The organism is Nostoc sp. FACHB-190 (assembly GCF_014696905.1).
Lineage (GTDB): Bacteria > Cyanobacteriota > Cyanobacteriia > Cyanobacteriales > Nostocaceae > Nostoc_B.
Genome location: NZ_JACJQW010000032.1, coordinates 70261 through 92017 on the forward strand (window position 1 = coordinate 70261; position 21757 = coordinate 92017).

14 protein-coding genes, 1 tRNA gene and 1 pseudogene are annotated in these 21757 nt (G+C 41.3%); 9 read left to right on the forward strand and 7 right to left on the reverse strand.

Annotated elements, in window-relative coordinates; all coding sequences use genetic code 11:
• Positions 1-50 precede the first annotated feature (50 nt).
• The 4 genes from H6G28_RS27085 to H6G28_RS27100 form a co-directional block, all read right to left on the reverse strand.
• A complete protein-coding gene (locus H6G28_RS27085) occupies positions 51-1781 on the reverse strand; it encodes an SDR family NAD(P)-dependent oxidoreductase (protein ID WP_190675584.1) in 1731 nt (576 codons plus the stop codon).
• Between the two features lie 101 nt (positions 1782-1882).
• Positions 1883-7204, reverse strand: coding sequence for a type I polyketide synthase (locus H6G28_RS27090; RefSeq protein ID WP_190675586.1), 5322 nt, complete (start codon positions 7202-7204; stop codon positions 1883-1885).
• 264 nt (positions 7205-7468) lie between these two features.
• Complete coding sequence (locus H6G28_RS27095; RefSeq protein ID WP_190592283.1) at positions 7469-7747, reverse strand: hypothetical protein; 279 nt, start codon at positions 7745-7747, stop codon at positions 7469-7471.
• Positions 7748-8545: 798 nt separating this feature from the next.
• Positions 8546-9883: a ParB N-terminal domain-containing protein gene (locus H6G28_RS27100; protein WP_190675604.1), complete on the reverse strand. Its 1338-nt coding sequence runs from the start codon at positions 9881-9883 to the stop codon at positions 8546-8548.
• 115 nt (positions 9884-9998) lie between these two features.
• On the opposite strand from H6G28_RS27100, the gene H6G28_RS27105 reads away from it, so the two are divergent.
• The 8 genes from H6G28_RS27105 to H6G28_RS27140 all read left to right on the forward strand — a co-directional run bounded on the left by H6G28_RS27105 (position 9999) and on the right by H6G28_RS27140 (position 19670).
• Entirely contained in the window at positions 9999-10148 is a 150-nt protein-coding gene (locus H6G28_RS27105; protein WP_190592281.1) for a hypothetical protein, read from the forward strand.
• Between the two features lie 569 nt (positions 10149-10717).
• Positions 10718-11923, forward strand: a complete 1206-nt coding sequence (locus H6G28_RS27110; RefSeq protein ID WP_190592280.1) for an ABC exporter membrane fusion protein — start codon at positions 10718-10720, stop codon at positions 11921-11923.
• Between the two features lie 83 nt (positions 11924-12006).
• Positions 12007-13185 (forward strand): ABC transporter permease DevC, encoded by a 1179-nt coding sequence (gene devC, locus H6G28_RS27115; protein WP_190592279.1) that lies wholly within the window; start codon positions 12007-12009, stop codon positions 13183-13185.
• A 229-nt stretch (positions 13186-13414) separates the two neighbouring features.
• Positions 13415-14416, forward strand: a complete 1002-nt coding sequence (locus H6G28_RS27120) for an NAD-dependent epimerase/dehydratase family protein (RefSeq protein ID WP_190675588.1) — start codon at positions 13415-13417, stop codon at positions 14414-14416.
• Between the two features lie 139 nt (positions 14417-14555).
• Positions 14556-15023, forward strand: a complete 468-nt coding sequence (locus tag H6G28_RS27125) for a DUF2141 domain-containing protein (protein ID WP_190592277.1) — start codon at positions 14556-14558, stop codon at positions 15021-15023.
• A gap of 134 nt (positions 15024-15157) precedes the next feature.
• A complete protein-coding gene (locus H6G28_RS27130) occupies positions 15158-16417 on the forward strand; it encodes a glycosyltransferase family 2 protein (RefSeq protein ID WP_190675591.1) in 1260 nt (419 codons plus the stop codon).
• A 297-nt stretch (positions 16418-16714) separates the two neighbouring features.
• Positions 16715-17974, forward strand: coding sequence for a glycosyltransferase family 2 protein (locus tag H6G28_RS27135; protein WP_190592275.1), 1260 nt, complete (start codon positions 16715-16717; stop codon positions 17972-17974).
• A 427-nt stretch (positions 17975-18401) separates the two neighbouring features.
• Positions 18402-19670, forward strand: coding sequence for a glycosyltransferase (locus H6G28_RS27140; protein WP_190592274.1), 1269 nt, complete (start codon positions 18402-18404; stop codon positions 19668-19670).
• A 214-nt stretch (positions 19671-19884) separates the two neighbouring features.
• Here H6G28_RS27140 and H6G28_RS37020 read toward each other — a convergent pair whose 3' ends face one another.
• Both H6G28_RS37020 and H6G28_RS27150 read right to left on the reverse strand, forming a co-directional pair.
• Complete coding sequence (locus tag H6G28_RS37020) at positions 19885-20151, reverse strand: AAA-like domain-containing protein (protein ID WP_313934726.1); 267 nt, start codon at positions 20149-20151, stop codon at positions 19885-19887.
• Positions 20152-20391: 240 nt separating this feature from the next.
• A tRNA-OTHER gene (locus tag H6G28_RS27150) sits at positions 20392-20501 on the reverse strand.
• A 341-nt stretch (positions 20502-20842) separates the two neighbouring features.
• On the opposite strand from H6G28_RS27150, the pseudogene H6G28_RS27155 reads away from it, so the two are divergent.
• Positions 20843-21475: pseudogene (locus H6G28_RS27155) on the forward strand (hypothetical protein); the annotation flags it as partial.
• Between the two features lie 15 nt (positions 21476-21490).
• On the opposite strand, the gene H6G28_RS27160 reads toward H6G28_RS27155, so the two are convergent.
• On the reverse strand, positions 21491-21757 hold a 267-nt coding region (locus tag H6G28_RS27160), incomplete at its 5' end, for a transposase (RefSeq protein ID WP_190674042.1).

Below are 21757 nucleotides of genomic sequence, written 5' to 3' on the forward strand. Positions count from 1 at the left end.
ACGCAGAGGGGCGCGGAGGGTTATCGGCGTTTATCTGCGTTTATCTGCGGTTATTTATTCATCATTCTCATAGGCCAAATTACTGCTTTGGCTCCGAGGATGCGGGAGTAAATTTTACCTTCGCGGTCGTGGATGTAATAGTCAGAGGTTACGCCTGTTGCTGTTTTTGCTTTAACTTCGCAAGAAACGTAGAAGATTTCATCGCAAGGTAAGGCGCGGAATTGTTCGGAGTGGGTGAGTTGTCCTGGTAAGCATATTTCTTGATGGAAATGGTTTAGCCAAACCCATAATGGTTGTGTGCTTAAATCATTACAGTATGGGTTATGCCAATTGATAGGAAATTGCCCTTGCGTTTGGGGTGAGATTGATGCCCAATAGCATTCGGTGGTGATTTTTTCGGGGGTAATGTTAATAACTCTGGTGATTTTTTGAAATGCTGGGCCGTGAAATAATGAGGAGCTATCTTTTTGATAAAAGTCTGTGCCAGTGGTAGTGATGATGTTATCTTCGCTGAGGTTTACTGATTCGTAAACTGGTGCTTCTGGCATTTTCCGCACGATTTTGATTTGGGCGCGGAAGTGATAATGAGTTTTGCCTTCGGGTGTTTTACTTAAGATTGTGGTTTGTAATTCGACAAATTCAGATTCACTTTTTGCAAGTTCTTGAATTTCCAGAATATGTTCGCTGACGTTGGAGTTAGCGAAGGTAATTCCTTTGAGAACTTTGAATTCTTTACAACTTAAATAGCGATAACCTGGATGCAATTCTTCACAAGCATTAATCATCCAAGACATGGCGCAGGTTGCTGGTAATACGGGGGAACCTGCGATGACATGATCGTATAAAAAGGGATTTGCTTCTAATACAATGCGGCGACGAATGCGGTAGCTTTTGAGTTCTGCATCTAAAGGTGCGGGTGGACGAATTGTGGGGCTACCAATGACAACTTGTGTAGAGTCATGGTGGGCGGGATGCAGTTCGTTGACTAACATTTGTGCGCCAACTTCTACGGGGATAATATCAATTCCGCGTTCGGCGAAAGCTTTTTTGAGTTCTGGTGTCACCATCCCACTATCCCAACCGCCCCAGTTGATTGCAACTACGTGACAATTGGGATGGTTTTGTTTGAATAGATGCGCTGATTTGTTGAGAATTTCGTTGGCGATCGCATAATCAGACTGCCCAATATTCCCGTAAAATCCAGTTACGGAGGAGAACAATACTAACTGTTCTAGTTGGTTGGGGTTAACGCAATTCAGTAAGTTTTCTAGCCCTTGAACTTTGGCTGTATAAACTTTTTCAAAGTCTTGGTCGGTTTTCTTTTCAATTAATTTATCAGCTAAGTTACCAGCACCGTGAATAATGCCAGTTATTGCGCCAGTACGTGCAACTGTGGCTGCTAGTTTTTGTTGTAGTTCAGCAACATTTGTCACATCAGCACTCAGATATTCAACCTTTGCGCCTGTTGCTTGAATTTCTGCTATCGTCTGCTTAATTTCTCGACTGGAAGCAATTTTGTTATATATTTTCTGCACACTCATGGGTGTAGGCTTCTCACCTTGAGCGAGAAGATTTTCCATGATGCGTTTTTTTAATGCAGCTTCTTCAAAACAATCTTTGGCGAAGTCTGGTTCGTTTTCTAAAATTTCGGAACGACCGAGGAGTATAAATGTGCAAGGTTGTTGTTGTGCAAGTTTTTTAACGCAGAGGGAGGTGATTCCTTTCGCACCACCACTGACGAGAAATACTGATGAGGAACGAACCTGAGTTGCTGTTGTCATATTTGTTTGAATTTGAGAATTTATTTAAACGAACCGCCAAGGCGCAGAGGACGCGGAGAAGAAGAGTTTTTCTTTGCGCCTTTGCGCCTTTGCGTGAAGCTTTACTTAATGGAAGCCTTCAAACTAACTCGCCCTTGGGAACCGTAACCCACTTCATTGATATAAAGATTCGAGTCGCACAGTTCAGCAATAATATGTTCAGCAGATTTTTGTGCATCTATCGCCGGACTCAAATCAATGGAGCGAGCAAATACTTTTGGCCATTCCCATCTCAAGGTTTTAGTAAGTCCAAATAAACCACCTGCGATCGCTCCATAATTGGTGTTATGCTCTAACCCAAATGCTCCATCTAAGCGCACGACTGTTAAGAAGGAACTGCGGGTGTAATTGGCGGTTTCGGTGAGGGATTTCTTCAAGTATTTCGCTACAAAGAAGATGTGCTTAACTATCGCTTTGTCCTGTTCTACAGCCTGGGGATGGATGTGAATAAAGCTGCCAATTGTGCCAATATTAGTTGCGATCGCGGATAATTTGTGTTGGAGTAATTCTTCACTCATATCTGCGAGGGTGATACGTTCTACACCAGCAGGTAAGGGTGCTTGTTGAGCGATGATGGCTTGGGGGAAGCTTAATACTACTACTTTCCAACCGCGATCGCACAGTGTTTGTACTAGGTGGGAGGTGGTGAGGGAGCCATCATCTGTGATTAAGCAGATGTGTCCCTCTGGTAAACTGAACTCTAAGCTGTCTGGTAGCGGGAGGATTTTTAGTTGCGCGGGACGACGCGCAACGCTATCGATTACTTGGACTGGCTGGAAGTCCCAGTTAGAATCAGGCTTTTTTTTTTCACCCGCAACTAGGCGTTGCAGATACTCAACTATTTGACCGATGGTTCGCAAGTCACCTAAGTCTTCGACGTTGGGTTTGGGTAGGTTGGGGTACGTTTCTTGCATTGCTCCCAGAATTTCTACCCGTTTGATAGAGTCGATACCTAAGTCCGCTTCCATGTCCATTTCCAGTTCCAGCATCTCGACTGGGTAGCCAGTTTTATCGCTGGTGATGGCTAGAAGTGTTTGGGCGATATCTGCGTAATCAGTGGTATCTTCTACTGTTTCGACAACTGGAGTCTCAGCAATTACTACTGGTGCAGGTGCAGTTACTACAGGCGCAACTGGCATTTCTGGTGCGACTGGTGCGGGTAAAACTGCAACTCCGACATTAGCACTTCCCGAAGAATTAGATTGCAGATATGTAATAATGTCACCGATGCTGCGTTTTTCTGCTAGTTCTTCTAAGTTGGGCTTGGGTAAGTTAGGATACATTTCTTGTAAGCCACCCAAGATTTCAACTCGTTTGATGGAGTCAATACCCAAGTCGGCTTCCATATCCATCTCTAATTCGAGCATTTCGACTGGGTAGCCAGTTTTATCGCTGATAATAGCCAGCAGGTTTTTGTCTAAGTCAGAGACATCAACCGCAGGTGCAGCTATAACAGGTGCGCTAACTACAGCCACAGGCTGAGGCGTAGGAATTGGAACAACTGGTGCAGGTGTTTCAACTACAGGTGTGGGCGTGAAAGCAACAGGCTGAGGTGCAGATGCAACCGCTACAGGCTGAGGTACGGGTGCAACTGGTGTCTCAATTACTGGCGTAGGTGCAACTGCTACAGCTTGAGGCGCTGGTGCAACTGGCATTTCAACAGGTTTAGCATAACCGTTACCATTGCCGTTTTTCGCTACAGGCTCAACTACTGGAGTTGGTGCAACAATTTTGGTGGTTGCAGGTACAGGTGCATCACTGACAGGAGTTGGTTCAACTGCGACACCGCCAGCAATCAACTGTGAATATTGCTGCTGAATGAGATTAAAGAAGTTTTTGGCGTATTCTACCTGTTCTAGAAGATATTGTTCATGGATGCGGAGGGTTTCACCTTGTTGAGAGTGAAACTGCATCATGCTGCGTTCGACACCTTCCATAACCACTAGCTTCAGTTGCGCTACCTCTTGAGAAGACTTGGCGTTAGCAAACAAAGCGTTTTGCTGCTGCATCAGTTGGAAGAATGCTTTGGTATATTCCATCTGATGATTGAGATACTGACCGTGAGTTTGTAAGTTATCAGATTGATTCTTTTGGAATTGGGTCAGCAGGTACTCTAAGCTTTCTAGCATTCGCTGGTAATTTACCAAGTTTTCAGGTGTTGGCATATCAGTTTCCTGGGCTAGTTTCATATTGAGTGCTGAGTGCTGAGTGCTGAGTGCTGAGTGCTGTACACTGAGCGAAGTCGAAGTGTGAGTGCTGAGTGTTGATTCTGGTGAAGAATTCTCAGTCTTTTCTTCACTTGTGGGCGGAATCTCTTGTAACTGGTCTTTCAACTCAGCACTCAGCACTTTCAACTCAGCACTTTGTAACGAAACCTTATGTCCACTCTCCAACGCTTCCTTAAAACCGTTTCTAGTTTTCTCCGAAACGTAGTTAATCCCATTGAGACGCACACTCAAAGTTTTCTTCTTCTCAGCAGGTAATACAGGTTGAACTTGATAAGGGTCAAGATTCTTCAACTGCATCCCAATGACGCGCATTTGTACTGCTGCTTCCCGCAGAGAACGATCGCTATTTTTCTGAGTGCTAGGATTCAAGGCAATGGTAATATGAGGGCGATCGCCTAAAATATCCTTAACTAAGTTAGTCAGAATCCTTTTCGGCCCGAATTCCACAAAGCAAGCACCGCCAGCCGCGTAGATATTCTCAATTTCCTGCTTAAACAGCACCGAACTTGCCAGGTGTGTTTCCAGGATGCGCTGCATTCCGGTGGGGTCTTGGGGATAAGGCTTGCCAGTAACATTGCTGAAAACTGGAGTTGTTGCGGTATTGAATTTGACTGATTTTGTAGCGATCGCAAAGGACTTCTGGGCAAAAGCAATCAGCGAAGTGTGGAAGGCGGCGGAAACTGGCAACTGTACAGCCGCGTAGCCATGTTCTTGCAAAGCTTGGCGCACTTTAGCGATTTCTGCGGTCGGCCCTGCTAACACTACCTGAGTCGGAGAATTGAAGTTAGCAATGGATACTTGCGGGAACTGCTTGAGTATAGGTTCAATTTTGTTGATGTCTTCTTTAACCGCCAACATTGTACCTGCGTCGTGGTCTGGGTCTTCTGGTGCAGCCATCGCTTGACCGCGAGATTTCACCAAGAACAAGTAATCTGCTTCACTTAATACACCCGCAGCCCACAATGCTGTTAGTTCACCAAAGCTATGTCCAGCGACAAAATCAGATTTGAAACCAGCTTTTTGCAGGATAGAATACAACCCAGCACTAAAGACACCAATAGCAGGTTGCGCGTATTCTGTACGTTGCAATGCTGCAACTTGAGCATTTTTCTCTGCTTCTTCAAAGGTTGGGCGCGGGAAGACAATTTCTGAGAGAGGCTGCAAGTTATCTTTTAGCAACAAGCTATCCATGTATCCATGTAACCGTTGCATCTCAGGGAAATTCATCACCAATTCCCGACCCATTTCTAGGTATTGGGAACCTTGACCAGAGAACAGTGCAACAACTTTACCGCCTAATTCCATCCCAGAGGCGCGGTAATAAATACCTTGGGGATGTTCCCAAGAAGCCGCCGCACCTTTGAGTTTCAACCAGTCGATGCTGATTTGCAGCAACTTGCAAGCTTCTTGTAGGTTCTCAGCGACAAAGCCAACTCTCGCCGCAGTTTGAGGAATTTCAAGAGATTGACTATCTTGCACCAACTGAGAAAAGTGTCTGTCGCCGCCTTCTGATTGCAACTTCCATAAATCTGCTTCACACTTGCTGAGTAGTTGCGCTGGGTTAGGCGCAAACAGCAGAATTTCTTGGGGTGTGCTGTGTATGCGGTAAGGTTTATTTTGTCCCGCTTCGTATTCTTCTAAAACTACGTGGTAGTTTGTCCCACCAAACCCGAAGGAACTGACACCTGCGCGTCTTGGTGCTTCGCCTTCAGCACGTATCCAAGGTCTGGTTTCAGTATTCAGATAAAATGCCGAGTTGTTAATGTCGAGTTTGGGGTTCGGCTCAGTAATGTTAATAGTTGGCGGTAAAATTTTGTGATGCAGTGCCAAAGCAGTTTTAATTAAACTTGCCGCACCCGCAGCCGCTTTGGTGTGTCCGATTTGGGATTTCACACTACCTAAAGCGATGTGCTGTTTTTTCTGGTCGTGTACCCCAAAGAAGTCTCTTAAAGAACCGAACTCAGTTGGGTCGCCAGCCATTGTCCCCGTACCGTGGGCTTCCATCAGACCGACGGTAGCCGGAGAAAAACCAGCATCTTCGTAAGCGCGGCGTAAGGCTGTTACTTGCCCTTCTTTGCGGGGTGCATAAATACTCTTGTAGCGGCCATCGCTGGAAGTACCGATGCCTTTAATTACGGCGTAGATTTTATCGTTGTCTCTTTCTGCATCTTCTAGACGCTTGAGAACAATCATCCCGATACCTTCACCTAGCATCATCCCATCAGATTTCGCATCGAATGGTTTAACACTTTCACTGGGAGAAACCGCCGGGGTTTTGCTGAAGGAGATGTAAGCCATGATGGTGTTGTCTGTATCTACACCACCAGTCAGCATCATATCAGCGCGATGTTCGATGAGTTCGCTGATAGCTAATTTCAACGCACCGAAGGAACTAGCACAAGCCGCGTCAACTACACAGTTAATTCCGCCGAAGTTCAAGCGGTTGGCGATACGTCCAGCCACAACGTTAGCCAGCATACCAGGGAAAGCGTTTTCATCCCACTTGACGTAAGCGGCTTTAATTTTGTCAACGATTTTTTTGGTATCTTCGTCAGAAAGACCACTGCTTTTAAGAACTTTTTCCCAGATAGGATATTCTAAGCGTGCAGCTAGTGGCATTCCCAACTGTTTAGCCATCGCCACACCGAGAACTACCCCAGTTGTTTCGCGGCTAAACTCACGAGATTCACCATAGCCAGAATCTTCCATTGCTTCTTTTGCAACTACCAAACTGAGTAATTGCGAAACATCAGTTACTTCTAAAATGCTGGGCGGAATCCCAAATTCCATCGGGTTAAAATCAACCTCTGGAATAAAGCCACCGCGTTTACAATAAGTTTTATCTTCTGGGGTTCTGGGGTTGGGGTCGTAATAATCTTCTACGCTCCAGTGAGAGGGCGGAACATCAGTAATACAATCGATTTTGTTAATGATATTTTGCCAATATTCCCGCAAATTTCTGGCTTTCGCAAATAACGAAGCCATGCCCACAATAGCTATAGGATTTTGTTGCAGTTGTCTGTTAAGTTTGTTAATCGACATTGGTTTGTCTGTCGTCATCTTTTTTTCCTCTATATACCGAATCAAAGTTTTTTCACAACTGTTGATCTGGGCTTCTAATTCCGCCAAAGCAGTATCAATTGAATAAGCAGACATAGGACATAGACAGTTTTTAATTACTGTGGATTGTGAAGCTACAGTAGTCTTTGTTACCCATCAAAAATCATCTGTCTGTTGTGACAAGCAACTAGCTATCCTATGTATGAAGGCTAAATGCTTTTTTCCTAACAAACACCACACAATACAAATGAAGTACGAAACATTAAGTAAGTCGGGACAAACATCATTTTTTATTGCTTATTTGTCAGGTGTTTATTACTGCCGAATTACTTAAGAATGAAGTCTTTCACACTTCACACTTCATACTTCACACTTTTCCTGATATTGTGGTAGCAGGTCAATAACGTTGTTGAAACTGGTAAAATAATCTTGAAGCGCGTTAGCAGCTTGACCAGTAAATTCAAGCCATTCGTAATGGTAGAAGTTTTGTGTGATTGCATCCGGCTGGAACAATGGAAACTTAGGAGTAGCCATGAGGACAGAAACGCTTTTTTCTCCCAAGCTCGTTTGATTATCTAGCTTAACAGCAGCAACGTAGCTGGTATTAATGACAACGTTCTGTATCTTGATAAATGCCATAGCCAGTTTCAACGTCCAGGATAATATATTGTACGGAATTCGACCCAGAAAAGCTGACAAGTTCGTTACCGAAAGAACATCACCTCTACTTTAAATTTCACAGTAATTTGAAGAAATTAACCAACAGTTACAAGGTGATAGTGATGCGACTTTGTATAGTATGTTTCTCATCTTCAAGCACAATAAATGTGTTCTGTTTCCGTTGGGCTTTGAAGAGTTGAATTAATAAAAAGAATAGCACACTTCACATAAACTAAATCATTTCTTCAAGGGATTTTAAGAAAAAAATCTGGCTTTTAGTAGATGGCAATGTTAAACACAATATTGTATTAAAGTATATTTGCAAACTCATATTTAGTGGTTGTGAATTTACGCGATCGCTCTCTCGAATCCAAATACAGCTTAATTTTCTAGCCATTAGCACCATCAGCATATTCCGTAGACAATCCATAAGCAAATACATGGGTATATATCCGATATTTTCAACGTAGCATCATAATTTGATTCGACTTTTTGATGAATTTTTAAAATAAGGCAAAAAACAACACCAATAAGTTAGGAATCAGCAAATATTAAAATTTTAGAAAGTACAGCATAAACAATACTTTGATGACATTTCACAAATTACAAACATTTGAGTGTTGAAATGTATATCTGCTAAAAACGTTACAGAAAATGAGGTGTTCCAGATCCCCGACTTCTTCAAGAAGTCGGGGATCTAACTTTGAATCAAATGGACGGCAAATCAAAAGCTCCTCCGTGGTTGGTGAGCGAAGCCGAACCACTGCCTTCTACTCATCAAACACTCACCATTTTTTTTGCTAACTTGCCAGTCAATTGCTGCCAGCGCATCACGCCGCGATTAACTAATTGCTGATTTTCATCGCCAATAAAACAGATGCGTCCCAACCTTTCACAAGTAGCTAATATTTCACCATTCCCCATAAATGGCGCAATGATAAAATTATTGGGACTGGTGTAGAAATTTATTAAATAATTGACAACACCTTCTATACCTTCTATGTGAATTGGTGATTGGGGTTTAGCGATCGCATGATGTGAAAAAATGCCTATATAAAGGTTATTTACTAACAACTCATATTGAAATGGCATTTTGTTATGTTTGTAAAAATCGTAAATTTGTCCTTCAGAACGGAGGACAGCCACAACCCTGGCTTCGTCTACTAAATAATTATGTTGCCATGTAGAGGATACAGTAGCGATCGCCAGTGCTGCATCTGAAGGTAACAAATTCCGAAACTGTGAAGTGTAAGTATCGCCACAATAAACCAAATGTCTTCCCAACATCCATTCTTCACCAACTTTTATGGCGGATTCTACATTGGCTTTGGTTTGCTCAATTGCTTGTTCTACCTGGCGTTGCACCTTTTTGATGGCTAATTTCGCTTCTTTTTCCGCCATAGCACTTTTAAAAGCTAATATCTGTAACTCTTTTTGCTTTTTGTTAGCTTCTGCAATTAATTGTGTTTGCTGGATAATTGCTGGTTCATCTCCCTGTTTTTGGGCCAATTCCAAAGCTTTTTGTGCAGTTTCGGCTAAACTGCGTTCTTCGCTACCAGCCCTGGCAATTTTCAGTAGTATTGTAGGACTGTCAGCTAGAGATGTACCTTTAATCATCTGTTTCACATCTGGATGGATACTTTTAGCGATTTGCTTTCCATGTTGAAAAGTACGCTCAGAGTATCCAACTTCCTTCGCCAACTCGATGGTTCTTTTAGGTGGTGAAATGGTTGCACCACCTTTGAAGGTATGTTGGTTATCTCCAGCTTTCGCCCGTAACCCCATCCGCTCTAAAATCTGGTCACGCTCTAACCACAGTTCTGAACGCTCCAAGGGTTCTAACTCATTGCGAATCAGGTTTTCGTCAATTTCTGCCAGCCGCGCTTGGTCAGCATCTTGATAGTTAACAACATTACATTCGATGGTTTCTAACCCCAAAAGCTGACAAGCTGTGAGGCGATGCAAACCAGCAACCAAGGTCAAATTCTGATCTACCGTGATGGGGTTGAGTAAACCATTGGCTTTAATTGATTCTTTTAACTCACTAACTTTATGAGCATTAACAGGACGGCGGTTAGCACCTATATGAATTTGATCGATAGCAATAACAGGCATAATTACTGTTTTCATATAAGTTCAGTTAAAACAACCAAGATAACACGCGAAGTCAATTTCACACATTTTATTTAGTGAGTTGAAATCTAGAATTTTGTTCCTGAAATTTAGGAGAATGCAGCACCTCGACTTACCTCGACTTCTCCTGACGGAGACGCTGCGCGAACGCTCGGTACAAGTCGCTCGGCGACCGGAGGCAGAAGGTGAAAGTATTACTATTTGTAGCATTCATGTTTTTCAATTTTTCTCACCTGTCTGGCAATAGCTATCTATACAATGTGTTTGAAATTACACAATTTTGGTAAAAAATAATCATGAAAATAATTGTTAAAATTTATCCCTATTCCCTACTCCCCATTCCCCACTCCCAACCACATAGCTGAGTCATTAAAAGCTAACTTAAGCAATGCCAATCGGTTGACAAGAGTAAACAATTTTGCAATAATTGGACACAGTTTATCCAGATTTTCTAAACGCTTCATTTGAGGAAAACTAAATTTTTGGGTTAGCGTTATCGTAATTTAGAATACTGGATTTGATAGGAAATTAAGTTAAAACTGAGAAAGATTTAGAGTACAGCCTTCTGTTAGTTATCCGCACAATTAATTATCAAGATTGGTGTAAAGGCGTACAACAAGTATGAAGTATGAAGTGTGAATTATGAAATAGGGAGTAGGGAGTAGGGAGTAGGGAGTGGAAAAGATAGGAGAAATATAAATTATTCTTTCCTCCTACCTTCTGACTCCTGAATGCTTACATTTTCAGACTTCATTTTTCAGCTTAATTATCAGTCATTTCGGCTGTTCCCTGGCATAGCATGATTGGAATAAAAATATGGCACTAAAAAGATACGGCCACTTGTTTACAAAACCCTTGAGTCGGTGGCAAATAATTTTGGCAGCTTCTATTACTGTAGCTGTGGCTGGGCTAGGAACTTTTTACACTGTTGCACCAAAATCAAACCGTGTCGCAGTTCATACCACTCAAGCAACAACACCAAAACCCGCGCCTGTAAAAGTTGCAGTCACCGCTTTAGGACGTTTGCAGCCAGAAGGTAAAGTTACTTATTTGTCTGCGCCTAATTCTATCAACGGTGTGCGTGTGGAAAAGCTGTTGGTCAAAGAAGGGGATGAAGTCAAAGCTGGGCAGGTATTGGCATATTTAGAAGATTATAATCGTGCCACAGCCGCTTTACAACAATCCTTAGATAAATTACAAGTTGCCAAAGCTAAATTAGCACAGGTAAAAGCTGGGGCAAAATCTGGAGACATTGAGGCGCAAAAAGCCAGCATTGCGAATTTAGCATCTCAATTAAAAGGAGAAGTTGCCACTCAACAAGCAACTATTAACCGCATTAAAGCTGAAGTAGATAACGCTCAAAAAGAAAACGATCGCTATCAGCAATTATACAAACAAGGTGCGATCGCGGCTTCTGTTGCCGACAGCAAAGCTTTACAACTCAAAACCGCCCAGCAACAACTTACCGAAGCGCAAGCTGCACTAACTCGTACCCAAAACACTCTACAAGACCAACAAAAAGAAGCGCAAGCCAGACTCAGCAGTATTAAAGAAGTACGTTCTGTAGATGTTGAAGCCGCGCAAACAGAAGTTAAAAGTGCTGTCACAGCAATTAAACAAGCCAAAGCTGACCAAGAATTAACATACATTAAAGCTCCCATTGACGGTAGGATTCTCAAAATTCATGCCAAAACTGGCGAAGTTATCAATACTTCTGGTTTTGCAGAAATCGGTAAGATATCACAAATGTATGTAATTGCAGAAGTGTATCAAACCGATATTCAAAAAGTACGTGTCGGTCAAAAAGCATCAATTACTAGTGCTGCATTTACTGGAAAATTGCAGGGAACTGTGAAAGAAATTGGTTGGCAAGTTGACAAACAAAGCATCTTTAGTCTCAACCCCAGGTCTGATACCGACCGCAGAATTGTAGAAGTCAAAATCTCTATTGATAACCCCGCAGATAGTCAAAAAGTAGCTCGGATGACAAATCTGCAAGTGGATGTATCTATTCAAATTTAGTCAACAATCAAAAGTTAATAGTCAATAGTCAACATAACAAATGACTAATGACTAATGACAATTAACAAATAACAAATGAATCCATGAATTTCAAGATTCCTTTAGCATGGCTACAGCTTGCCCAACAAAAGATTCGTTTTGTCGTTGCTGTAGCCGGAATTGCTTTCATTGTGCTGCTAATGTTTGTCCAGTTAGGGTTTCAAGATGCACTTTATTCTAGTGCAACCGCAGTACATCAAAGCCTACGCGGGGACTTATTTTTAGTTAGCGCACAATATAAGTCTTTGACATCTAATCAAAGCTTTTCTCGCACTCGTTTATATCAATCTTTGGGGTTTGATGGTGTTGAATCTGTTAGCACCATGTACTTGCAATTTGCCAAGTTAAAAAATCCCGTCAATGGTGAGAAATATTCTATTTATGTGATTGGCTTTGACCCAGGAAATCCGGTACTAAATATCCCAGAAATTGAGCAGAATTTGGACAAGCTCAAAATTCCTGATGTCATGCTATTTGACCGCGATTCTCGTCCAGAATTTGGGCCAATTGCTGCGAATTTTGATAAAGGAGATACTGAACAGACAATTGAAATCTTTCCTTTTGATGGGCCAATTGGCTATAACGTACGAGTCGGGGGATTATTTAGCTTAGGCCCTTCCTTTGGTGTAGATGGAAACTTAATTGTCAGCGACTCAACTTTTTTGCGGATAAATCCCAATACTCGCCCAGCAGAAAAAATCGACATCGGCATAATTACTCTCAAGCCTGATGCTGATAAAGAAAAAGTTTTAAAGAGTTTACAAGGCAATTTACCAAATGATGTTCTAGTTTTTACTCGTCAAGGCTTTATCAACTTTGAGAAACAATATTGGGCAGATAGAACACCGATTGGTTTTATTTTGAATCTAATGTTAACAATGGCTTCTGTGGTAGGTGTGGTGATTGTTTATCAAATTCTCTACAGTAATATTGCCACTCAATTTATTGCTTATGCGACATTAAAAGCCATTGGTTATCCCAACTCTTATTTGTTAAAGGTGGTATTTCAACAAGCGTTAATCTTGGCATTTCTCTCATATATTCCCGGATTTTTCACTTCCATAATTTTGTATGACTTTGCAAGGGAAGCAACAAAATTACCCATCATGATGAATGCGACAAATGCCTTGATAGTGTTTATCTCAGCAGTCTTGATGTGTATTACCTCTGGCGCACTTGCGATTAATAAATTGCGTTCTGCTGACCCGGCAGATATTTTTTAGGGAGTGGGGAGTAGGGAGTAGGGAGTAGGGATTAAATAGGGTTTTCACTTTTCTAATTCTTTTTATCTAGTACAGTTCGGCGTAAATAAACCGACCATAAGGAATTACTAAAAAGCTTGTGGTATCACTATTCTTTCTTTTTCCTTTTGACCTTTTACTTTTGCCTTTTTGTACTAGCCCCTAACCCCTCACATTAAACATTCAAACTTTAGTAAAATAATAACCCCTGATGAACTTACAAAACAAAACTCTCCTGATTACTGGGATTGATGATTTTATCGGGTTGCGTGCAGCCGAGTTAGCCATAGCGCAGGGAATGAAGGTGCGCGGGTTGCAAAGTTCTAGCGATCGCAAGATACCACAAAATCTGAATGTAGAAGCGATCGCTGGTAACATTACCGACCCCAAAATTGCTCAAAAAGCTTGTCAGGGAGTAGATATCGTTCTCCACACAGCACAACTCACCCAAGAAGCTGGCCCCATCAAAGAGTTTCGGGAAATCAACGTTAACGGTACTCTCAACATCGCAAAAGCCGCCAAAAGTGCTGGCGTAAAAACCTTCGTCCACCTCTCCAGTGCGATGGTATATGGCTTTGATTATCCCGATGGCGTAAGCGAAACTGGCCCTTTATCTGGTGATAATAATCCTTACTGTCAGACCAAAATCGAAGCCGAACAAGAACTTTTACCCCTAAACTCTCCGCCAGACTTTGGTGTGATTGTAATTCGTGCTGGAGATGTTTATGGCCCTGGCTGTATCCCTTGGATCATTAGACCACTTTTGATGATGCGTCAAAAGCTATTTGCTTATGCTAACGATGGTCAAGGAGTCATCAACCATCTATATATAGATAATCTGATTGATGCTATCTTTTTAGCCATTCAAAAAGAAGCTTACGGCGAAGTTTTTAACATCACCGACGGTCAACAAACTTCTTGGAAAGAGTATTTCATGCGCTTGGCTGCAACTGAAGGTTTACAGGCTCCGATGTCTGTACCAAAAGATGAAATCAAACTATTTCTCAAAATCCGCAGTCAAGGACAAAAACTATTTCGTAAAAAAGCTGATATTCTCCCAGAATCAGTTGATTTTATGACCCGTCCCTATGCTTATTCTATCGCTAAAGCCCAAACTTTATTAGATTACAAACCCAAAATTGACATAGAAGAAGGCTTGCGTAGAACATCTGAATGGGTGCAGAAAACAGATATCCAAAAACTAGTTAAGTAGTGTAATCGGCTATCATCTACTTAATTTTTTCACGAACCGCCAAGAACGCCAAGGACGCAGAGTAAATAATCCAGAGATTAGGTAGAGACTTAGCGTACCTCCGCGTTAAAAGATAAACATTACCTCTTCATGAATCATCATGCGTAAAATTGCACGTTGGTCTTACTTTGTGCTTTCTTCTTTAATCAGCATTTATTGTATTAAACCCGTAACCGCAGAACAAACTGCAACACTTACTATTGTAGTCAAAAATGTTCGCCATCAAAAAGGTGATGTGTGCTTCCGCATTTACGCTGGGGAAAAAGGATTCCCGATGAGTGATAAAAGTGAAGTCCAAAGCGGTTGCGCCAAAATTACAGGTAACACTGTAGTTAAAAAATTCTCTGGTTTAAAACATGGTACTTATGCAGTAGCAATTGTTGACGACCAAAATGGCGATCGCAAATTAAATACAGACTTCTTCGGTATACCTAAAGAAGGCTTTGGTATTTCTAAAAATCCTACTGTTTCTGTGCAAACAGGTACACCAAAATTTCGTGACGCTAGTTTTGTCGTTAACAAAAACACCAGCATCAATATTGTCATGAAGTATTCACTTGATCCATAAGGGGAGAGAGGGGACAAGGTAGACAAGGGGACAAGGTAGAAACTATGTTTGTCGCCCTTGTCTCCCCCCTCACCCTTGTCACCCTTGTCTCCCCCTTCCCCCCTCACCTCAACTCCTCCTCACATCTCAATTACATGGAAGCATTTACGATATTCCTGTCTAAGTCTTTGCTGGGTTGGCTGGCTATTCAGGTGTGTCTAGCACTTGTTTTCTTGTTCTACTTGCGCCTCAGTAAAAGAAGCTCATTAGCAGATGAGCAGCTACCCAAAACGGCGGTAATTCTTTGTTTACGTGGAGCCGATCCGTTTTTACCGGAATGTTTGCGATCGCTTCTCACTCAAAATTATCCACAATATACTTTAAAACTAGTTGTCGATAGTCAAACAGATCCAGCTTGGCAAATAGCCCACGATACTATCAGTCAACTAGGCGCAACTAATGTTGATATCAGCTATTTAAGGGTGATTCGCCACAATTGCAGCCTCAAATGCAGCGCCCTTTTGCAAGTTTTTGCCGAATTAGATGATACTTACGAAGTTGTGGCTTTTGTGGATGCTGATACGGTAGTCCATCCCGACTGGTTGCGAGAATTAGTTAGCCCTTTATCTCATCCCAAAGTCGGCGCGACAACTGGTAATCGTTGGTATGTACCAACTGGTAAATATTGGGGTTCAGTAGTCCGCTATGCAGGTAATGTTTCTACAGTTGTGCAGATGTTTTTATTTGGTATTCCTTGGGGCGGTACTTTAGCCATCAAAACACAACTACTGCGCCAAACCGGGATACTGGATATGTGGGGTAAAGCCTTAAATGAAGACTTGATGATGCACAAAGTTTTGAAAAAACACGGAATGCAAATCAAGTTTGTACCTTCTTTGATGATGTTAAATCGGGAAGAATCTGATTTACTCGGCTTAATAGATCATCTCAAACGAATGTTTTTATACTCTCGACTTTATCATCCGCAATGGATAGCTATAGTTGGGGATGTAATTTCTAGTATTTTATTTCCCGCCATCACTATTGTTTTATTACTAGCCTCTTTGTGGGATGAAGAATGGCAAACTGCCGCCTTATTATTTCGCTCTTATAGCATCTACACCCTGGGGCTACTTTTACTCATGTTGACATTAGAGATAGGAGTCAGACCAGTAATTTTAAATCAAGGTCAGTCAGTGACAAAATTATCCATCGGCACAATATTAAAAATGTTGATTGCCATCCCGTTAACACAATGGGTATATGGTTTAGCATTACTTACTTCTTTGGTCAGATCAACTGTTAAATGGCGGGGTGTGATTTATCGTGTCCAAGGCCCTTGGAATATCCGTTTAGTGGAATACCAAGCTTATGATTTTTTGGATCAACCGATAGATAGCAAAATATCTTTGTGAGTTAAAAGGGGCTAGTGCAATAAGGCAAAAGTAAAAAGTCAAAAGGAAAAAGAAAGAATCGTGATACCACAAGTCTTTTAATAATTACCGATGATCTATTTATTTACGCCAATCTGTACTAGAGTTTTAATCGCCAATCATCAGATCCCCGACTTCTCTAAGAAGTCGGGGATCTAAAAGTCCAAAATCCTAACAAACTCTGTGTAAATCCTGCGTCAGTTGACTGTTATTTTTCATGAGTCACAAAAGCTATTTATAGCTTGTCTTTCAGATGCAATTGCGTAGGGTTTCTCAAACATGAATGAGTTAATAATATTTTTGTCTCGGTGCTTGTTGAGTTGGTTAGCTGTTCAAGTGTGTTCGGTGTTGGCGTTGTTGTGGTGTTTGTCTTCACGACCACAAGATCCATTACTAGATGAAGAACTGCCAAAAACAGCAGTAATTCTTTGTTTGCGTGGTGCTGATCCGTTTTTACCAAATTGCTTGCGATCGCTACTTCATCAGAACTACCCTAACTATAATTTGAAGTTGGTTGTGGATAGCATCGACGATCCAGCATGGCAAATAGCCCACAATACTATCAATGAACTAGGAGCGACTAATGTTGATATCCAACCACTCAAAATAGTTCGTCATAGTTGCAGCCTCAAATGTAGTTCTTTGATTCAAGCTGTCTCAGAACTCGATGAGTCTTACGAGGTTGTGGCTTTAGTTGATGCTGATACAGTTGTGCATCCCAATTGGTTGCGGGAATTAGTCACACCTCTCAATAACCCGAAAGTCGGTGCAACTACAGGGAATCGTTGGTACCTTCCAACAGGTAGATATTGGGGTACTGTAGTCCGTTACATCTGGAATGTTTCGGCACTTGTACAGATGTTTCTTTATGGCATTCCTTGGGGTGGAACCTTAGCAATCAAAACCTCTGTACTTCATCAAACTGGACTGTTAGATAAGTGGAGTCAAGCTTTTGGCGAAGATACGATGATTCGTAGTGTTTTAGGTAAGCATAAACTTAAAGTTCAGTTTGTGCCTTCTTTGATTATGTTGAATAAGGAAGAGTGCGATTTACCGAGTTTAAGATACTGGTTTCAACGTCAATTGTTATCTTCTCGCTTGTACCATCCTTTATGGATAGCTGTAGCTACTGATGTGATTTTCACAATCATGCTACCGAATCTTTTATTGCTAGTATTTTTCGCAGCTTTGTTAATTGGAGAAGGAGACAGCGCCAACTTAGCTTTGAGTTGGTATGTCAGTTATATGTTGGCTTTAGTGATGCTGATCCTCTTTTTAGAGTTAGGAGTACAGCCAGAAATTCGCGCTCAAGGTCAACAAGTAACAAAACTTTCCGCAGCCGTAATTGGGAAAATTGCAATAACTTTGCCCTTCACACAATGGATTTATGGGTTAGCTATGTTAGCATCGTTTCAGATGCCCACAGTTCATTGGCGTGGCGTGACATATCAAGTTCAAGGCCCTTGGAATATCCGTCTTGTAGAATATCGTCCTTATCATTTACAAGATCAGCCAAGCGATCGCAAAGTTTCTCTCTAACATTCAGAAGTCAGAAGTAATCTTCATACTATTCAGCACTCGGCAATGAGTGTGAAAAGAAGCTGATTTATTAATCCTTCTGACTTCTGACTCCTGAATTGTGCTTTCAGGAATTTCTCTAGCAATGCGTAAATCCTCAAATTAGCGTTTTGCGGTGTGAGCAAGAATTTTATAGCAATCCTATCTGATTTGTGATACCAATTCTATGTGAGACTGCATTTAATCTTTTATCTCGTCTTCCTTTGTGTCCTACCCTTCTCCTGACGGAGACGCTGCGCGAACGGGAAGCCGCTATCGCATCTATGCGACCTTTGTGGTTCGTTCTCTAATTCAGTGCATCTTAATACAGAATTGCTATGAGGAGTCGAGTATCTTTTTCCTCACAAACGATGAAACTCCGAGAAAAATTAACAAACTAACTAAAATCATGAAAAAGCAACAGCTACGCATTGCACTGTTTACAGGATTATACTCTCCTTTTCTGACAGGAGTTTCCGTTGCAGTCCATCAAAGAGTTCGCTGGTTGCTACAACAAGGACATGAAGTTTTACTTGTCCATCCAGAAATCAACAATAAGTATCCCAAAAAAGTGAGCGATCGCCCCATGCCAGGGCTAGATGAGTTAAAATCTTTTCCGACTTTTTCTTCATACAAATTCCCCACAGAGCCTTTAATCTTTTATAAGTCTCTTCCCCAACCATTAAATTATCGTCATTGGAGTGATAATAAACTACTAAAACAATTTCAACCAGATATTATTGTGGTTGAAGAAGCAGCCCAAATGCGAGGAGTGTATTCAGCCTTTTTACAAGGTTATGGTCGTCCTGTTGGAGTAGGATATGCAAAAAAAACTCATACTCCAATTGTTTCAGTTTTTCATACTGATATTGTTGCCTACATTAAATATTATTTAGGCGATACATTTTTCAACTTCCTGCGCCCGATTATTCCTCTGATAGTTAAACAGTTTAGTGAATCTTACGATCTGAATTTATTTTCTTCTAAAGAACAGCTTGTAAAATATCAAAACCTCCAATGTAAACGAAGTGAATATCTTCCCTATCAAGGAATTAATTGCGAAAAATTTCATCCCCAAAATATCATTCATAATCCAATACCGAATGATAATCGTCCGACATTACTCTTTGTAGGACGTGTGACAGCCGAAAAAAATGTGCCTCAATTAATAGATGCTTTTCCAATAATTGCCGCTAAAGTTCCTGATGTGCATTTAGTGATTGTTGGTAGCGGCCCCTTAGATGCCGAAATTCGTCGGCGTGCAGCAAAATTTGGTTCTGGTATTACTATCTGGGGTGAGTCACACGGTACAGAACTTTTAGGTTGGTTTGCGCGTGCAGATATATTTGTCAACCCTTCAGTAACAGAAAACTTCTGCACCACAACTAACGAAGCCTTAGCTTCGGGAACTCCTGTAGTAGCCGTAACTGCACCTTCAACATCAGAACAAGTATTTCCTGGTCAGAATGGCTTTTTAGCAGAACCAAATAACCCCAGAGATTTTGCTCAAAAGGTAATTGCTATCCTAGAAAATCCTGAACTCAAAGCCGCAATGAGTGAACAAGCTCGTCCTTCTATACTTCAGTATGATTGGTCTGCTTGTATGGAGAAGTTTGAGGCCAGACTTTACGAAGTGGTGGAAACTTCCCAACCACGAAAACCTACAGTTGTGGGATAACTTGACTATCACTCTAGTAGTTCACCAACCCAATATTGCTGTGTAGACCCTGCAAGGGAGCAGGGGAGCAGGGGAGCAGGGGGGAATGAAGGTACTCTCTCCCCTGCCCCTCTGCCCCTCTGCCCCTCTGCCAGCCACCACGCAAAGTTATCTTGGCAGACTACTAGTTGGCTAAAAATAAAACAATCCCAAATGATTAGGACTCACGCGCCAACTATTGTTCTACGTGAGTCCTGATCATTTGTGAGCGCCTAAATACCAACTTTTCATCGGTGTCTCCTAATTGTTGATTTGCCACAGGCGATCGCGAAAAAATGGACTGAAGGAAGCGTTCTAGGTTCTGTAAAATCTCGTCGTTGGCAAGTTGCAAGCTCACAAAAACGGTTTGATATCCCAGATTTTTAGAGTAAACCAAGATGCGTGTCATCAGGGAGCTTTTGCCCATTTGCTTAGGGGCTTGCTCTAGAACTTTATTAGCGATCGCGTTCTAAATAAAAACACAACTGTCATTTTTCAGATATGGTTATATGGGTATAAGGTTGTAAGTATTCAAAACCCTTACACCCCATACCCTTTCACCCCGACACCCAATCCCCACAGACAATTGTGGTGCGTCAGTCCTGTGATTGTATATTTTTAGTACAAAAATACTGCAAAAAGAACTGTCTTATAAATAAAGAAAACCCTCGTAAGTCTTAGCTCACAAGGGTTTCAGTTTCTAAGCGGGCGGCGGGAATCGAACCCGCATTAATAGCTTGGAAGGCTATATGAAATCTTTTATTTACAAAAGTTTCAGTCATTTTCAAAAATTTTTACACCCAATTTACACCCAACAGACAAATATTAAAATTCCCTGACTTTTTGATTTTTAATTAAGACTATTGATTGACAAAAGTAAATCAATGTGTATTTGAAATATTGAAGAAAATAGAATTGAATTTAAGCGATCGCCAGTTTTATCATTTTCAGCGATCGGCTAATTCTAGCATCTTATAAAAATCGGCAACCAGTTAGAAATTTTGGTAACAGTACTTGCCATTCACTAACCTTCAAACTGATACTCAGATAATACTTGAGAAAGTATAAAAGAAAACTTTTATAGCTCAGATATCCCTTGTAATAGTAATTAAGCATAGTTGAGCAAGATTGCTCTGCATTTTCGGGGTGTCGTAATGAGCTTAATTAACTTGGATCTAGTCATCAACGCAATTACTAGCATTGCGAATCCTTTAATTAGAGAAAAAATTCTGCGTAATGAGACAGTAATTAAGTTACTCCAGCAATTTAACCTTGACCCAGAGCATCCACCAGCCGATTTTAGTGGTGTTTACGCCTATGCCTTAGTAGAATACGGTGTTGGTAAACCAAAACTATTTCTCGAATTATTTCGACAAGAAGCCATTAAGCAAGCATTTCGTAAAGCATTGGGCCATAATAATCCCTCAATTTTGCTTTCTGAAGTTGATGCTTTTTTGGAAGCTTATACCTTGGGTGAAGAAATCAGAAACTTAGAACTGGATGTCAGACGAGAGGTAGCTGCATTTGCAACCGTATTTATTGAAGTCGCCAAACGCAGCCGTACACCAGCTGATGTCTTAATGAGTCAGCAGATTGGATCTCTACACAAGAGAATTGCTGGTATTCAAGAACAGCTAGAAAGATTGCCAACCCTGGAAGGTATTCGTACAGAAATGGCAAGATTAGCAGCCCATAATTCTCTAGTATTAACCGAAACTGCAACTGAAAATCAGTGTAGAGCGATCGCCTTAGCCCAACAAATGCGAGGATGGTTTGAAACCTTGGGCTAAGCTCTTGTGCATTTAAATTGTGATAATAGTATCGCCTTTATTTTTGAGTTTTCGTCCCCATTTAATAATTAACGCTCCTTCATTTAAAAGTTGATGTAATAAATATTCTAGGTCTTCAATTGATTTAAATAGCCGATTAGCAATATATTCTTTTGTCGAGTGCCAAACCAATTCAATTAAATTATAATCTGGGCTATATTCCGGGAGAAACTCTAAATGAATATTCGGCATTTCTGCTTCAATTTTATTGATATACTCTTCTCTTTTGTGAAAACTTGC

Bases quoted from the DNA above. Each gene is read 5' to 3' on its own strand.
- H6G28_RS27085 (WP_190675584.1), bottom strand. From the start codon at position 1,781: ATGACAACAGCAACTCAGGTTCGTTCCTCATCAGTATTTCTCGTCAGT.
- H6G28_RS27090 (WP_190675586.1), bottom strand. From the start codon at position 7,204: ATGTCTGCTTATTCAATTGATACTGCTTTGGCGGAATTAGAAGCCCAG.
- H6G28_RS27095 (WP_190592283.1), bottom strand. From the start codon at position 7,747: ATGGCATTTATCAAGATACAGAACGTTGTCATTAATACCAGCTACGTT.
- H6G28_RS27100 (WP_190675604.1), bottom strand. From the start codon at position 9,883: ATGCCTGTTATTGCTATCGATCAAATTCATATAGGTGCTAACCGCCGT.
- H6G28_RS27105 (WP_190592281.1), top strand. From the start codon at position 9,999: ATGCAGCACCTCGACTTACCTCGACTTCTCCTGACGGAGACGCTGCGC.
- H6G28_RS27110 (WP_190592280.1), top strand. From the start codon at position 10,718: ATGGCACTAAAAAGATACGGCCACTTGTTTACAAAACCCTTGAGTCGG.
- devC (WP_190592279.1), top strand. From the start codon at position 12,007: ATGAATTTCAAGATTCCTTTAGCATGGCTACAGCTTGCCCAACAAAAG.
- H6G28_RS27120 (WP_190675588.1), top strand. From the start codon at position 13,415: ATGAACTTACAAAACAAAACTCTCCTGATTACTGGGATTGATGATTTT.
- H6G28_RS27125 (WP_190592277.1), top strand. From the start codon at position 14,556: ATGCGTAAAATTGCACGTTGGTCTTACTTTGTGCTTTCTTCTTTAATC.
- H6G28_RS27130 (WP_190675591.1), top strand. From the start codon at position 15,158: ATGGAAGCATTTACGATATTCCTGTCTAAGTCTTTGCTGGGTTGGCTG.
- H6G28_RS27135 (WP_190592275.1), top strand. From the start codon at position 16,715: ATGAATGAGTTAATAATATTTTTGTCTCGGTGCTTGTTGAGTTGGTTA.
- H6G28_RS27140 (WP_190592274.1), top strand. From the start codon at position 18,402: ATGAAAAAGCAACAGCTACGCATTGCACTGTTTACAGGATTATACTCT.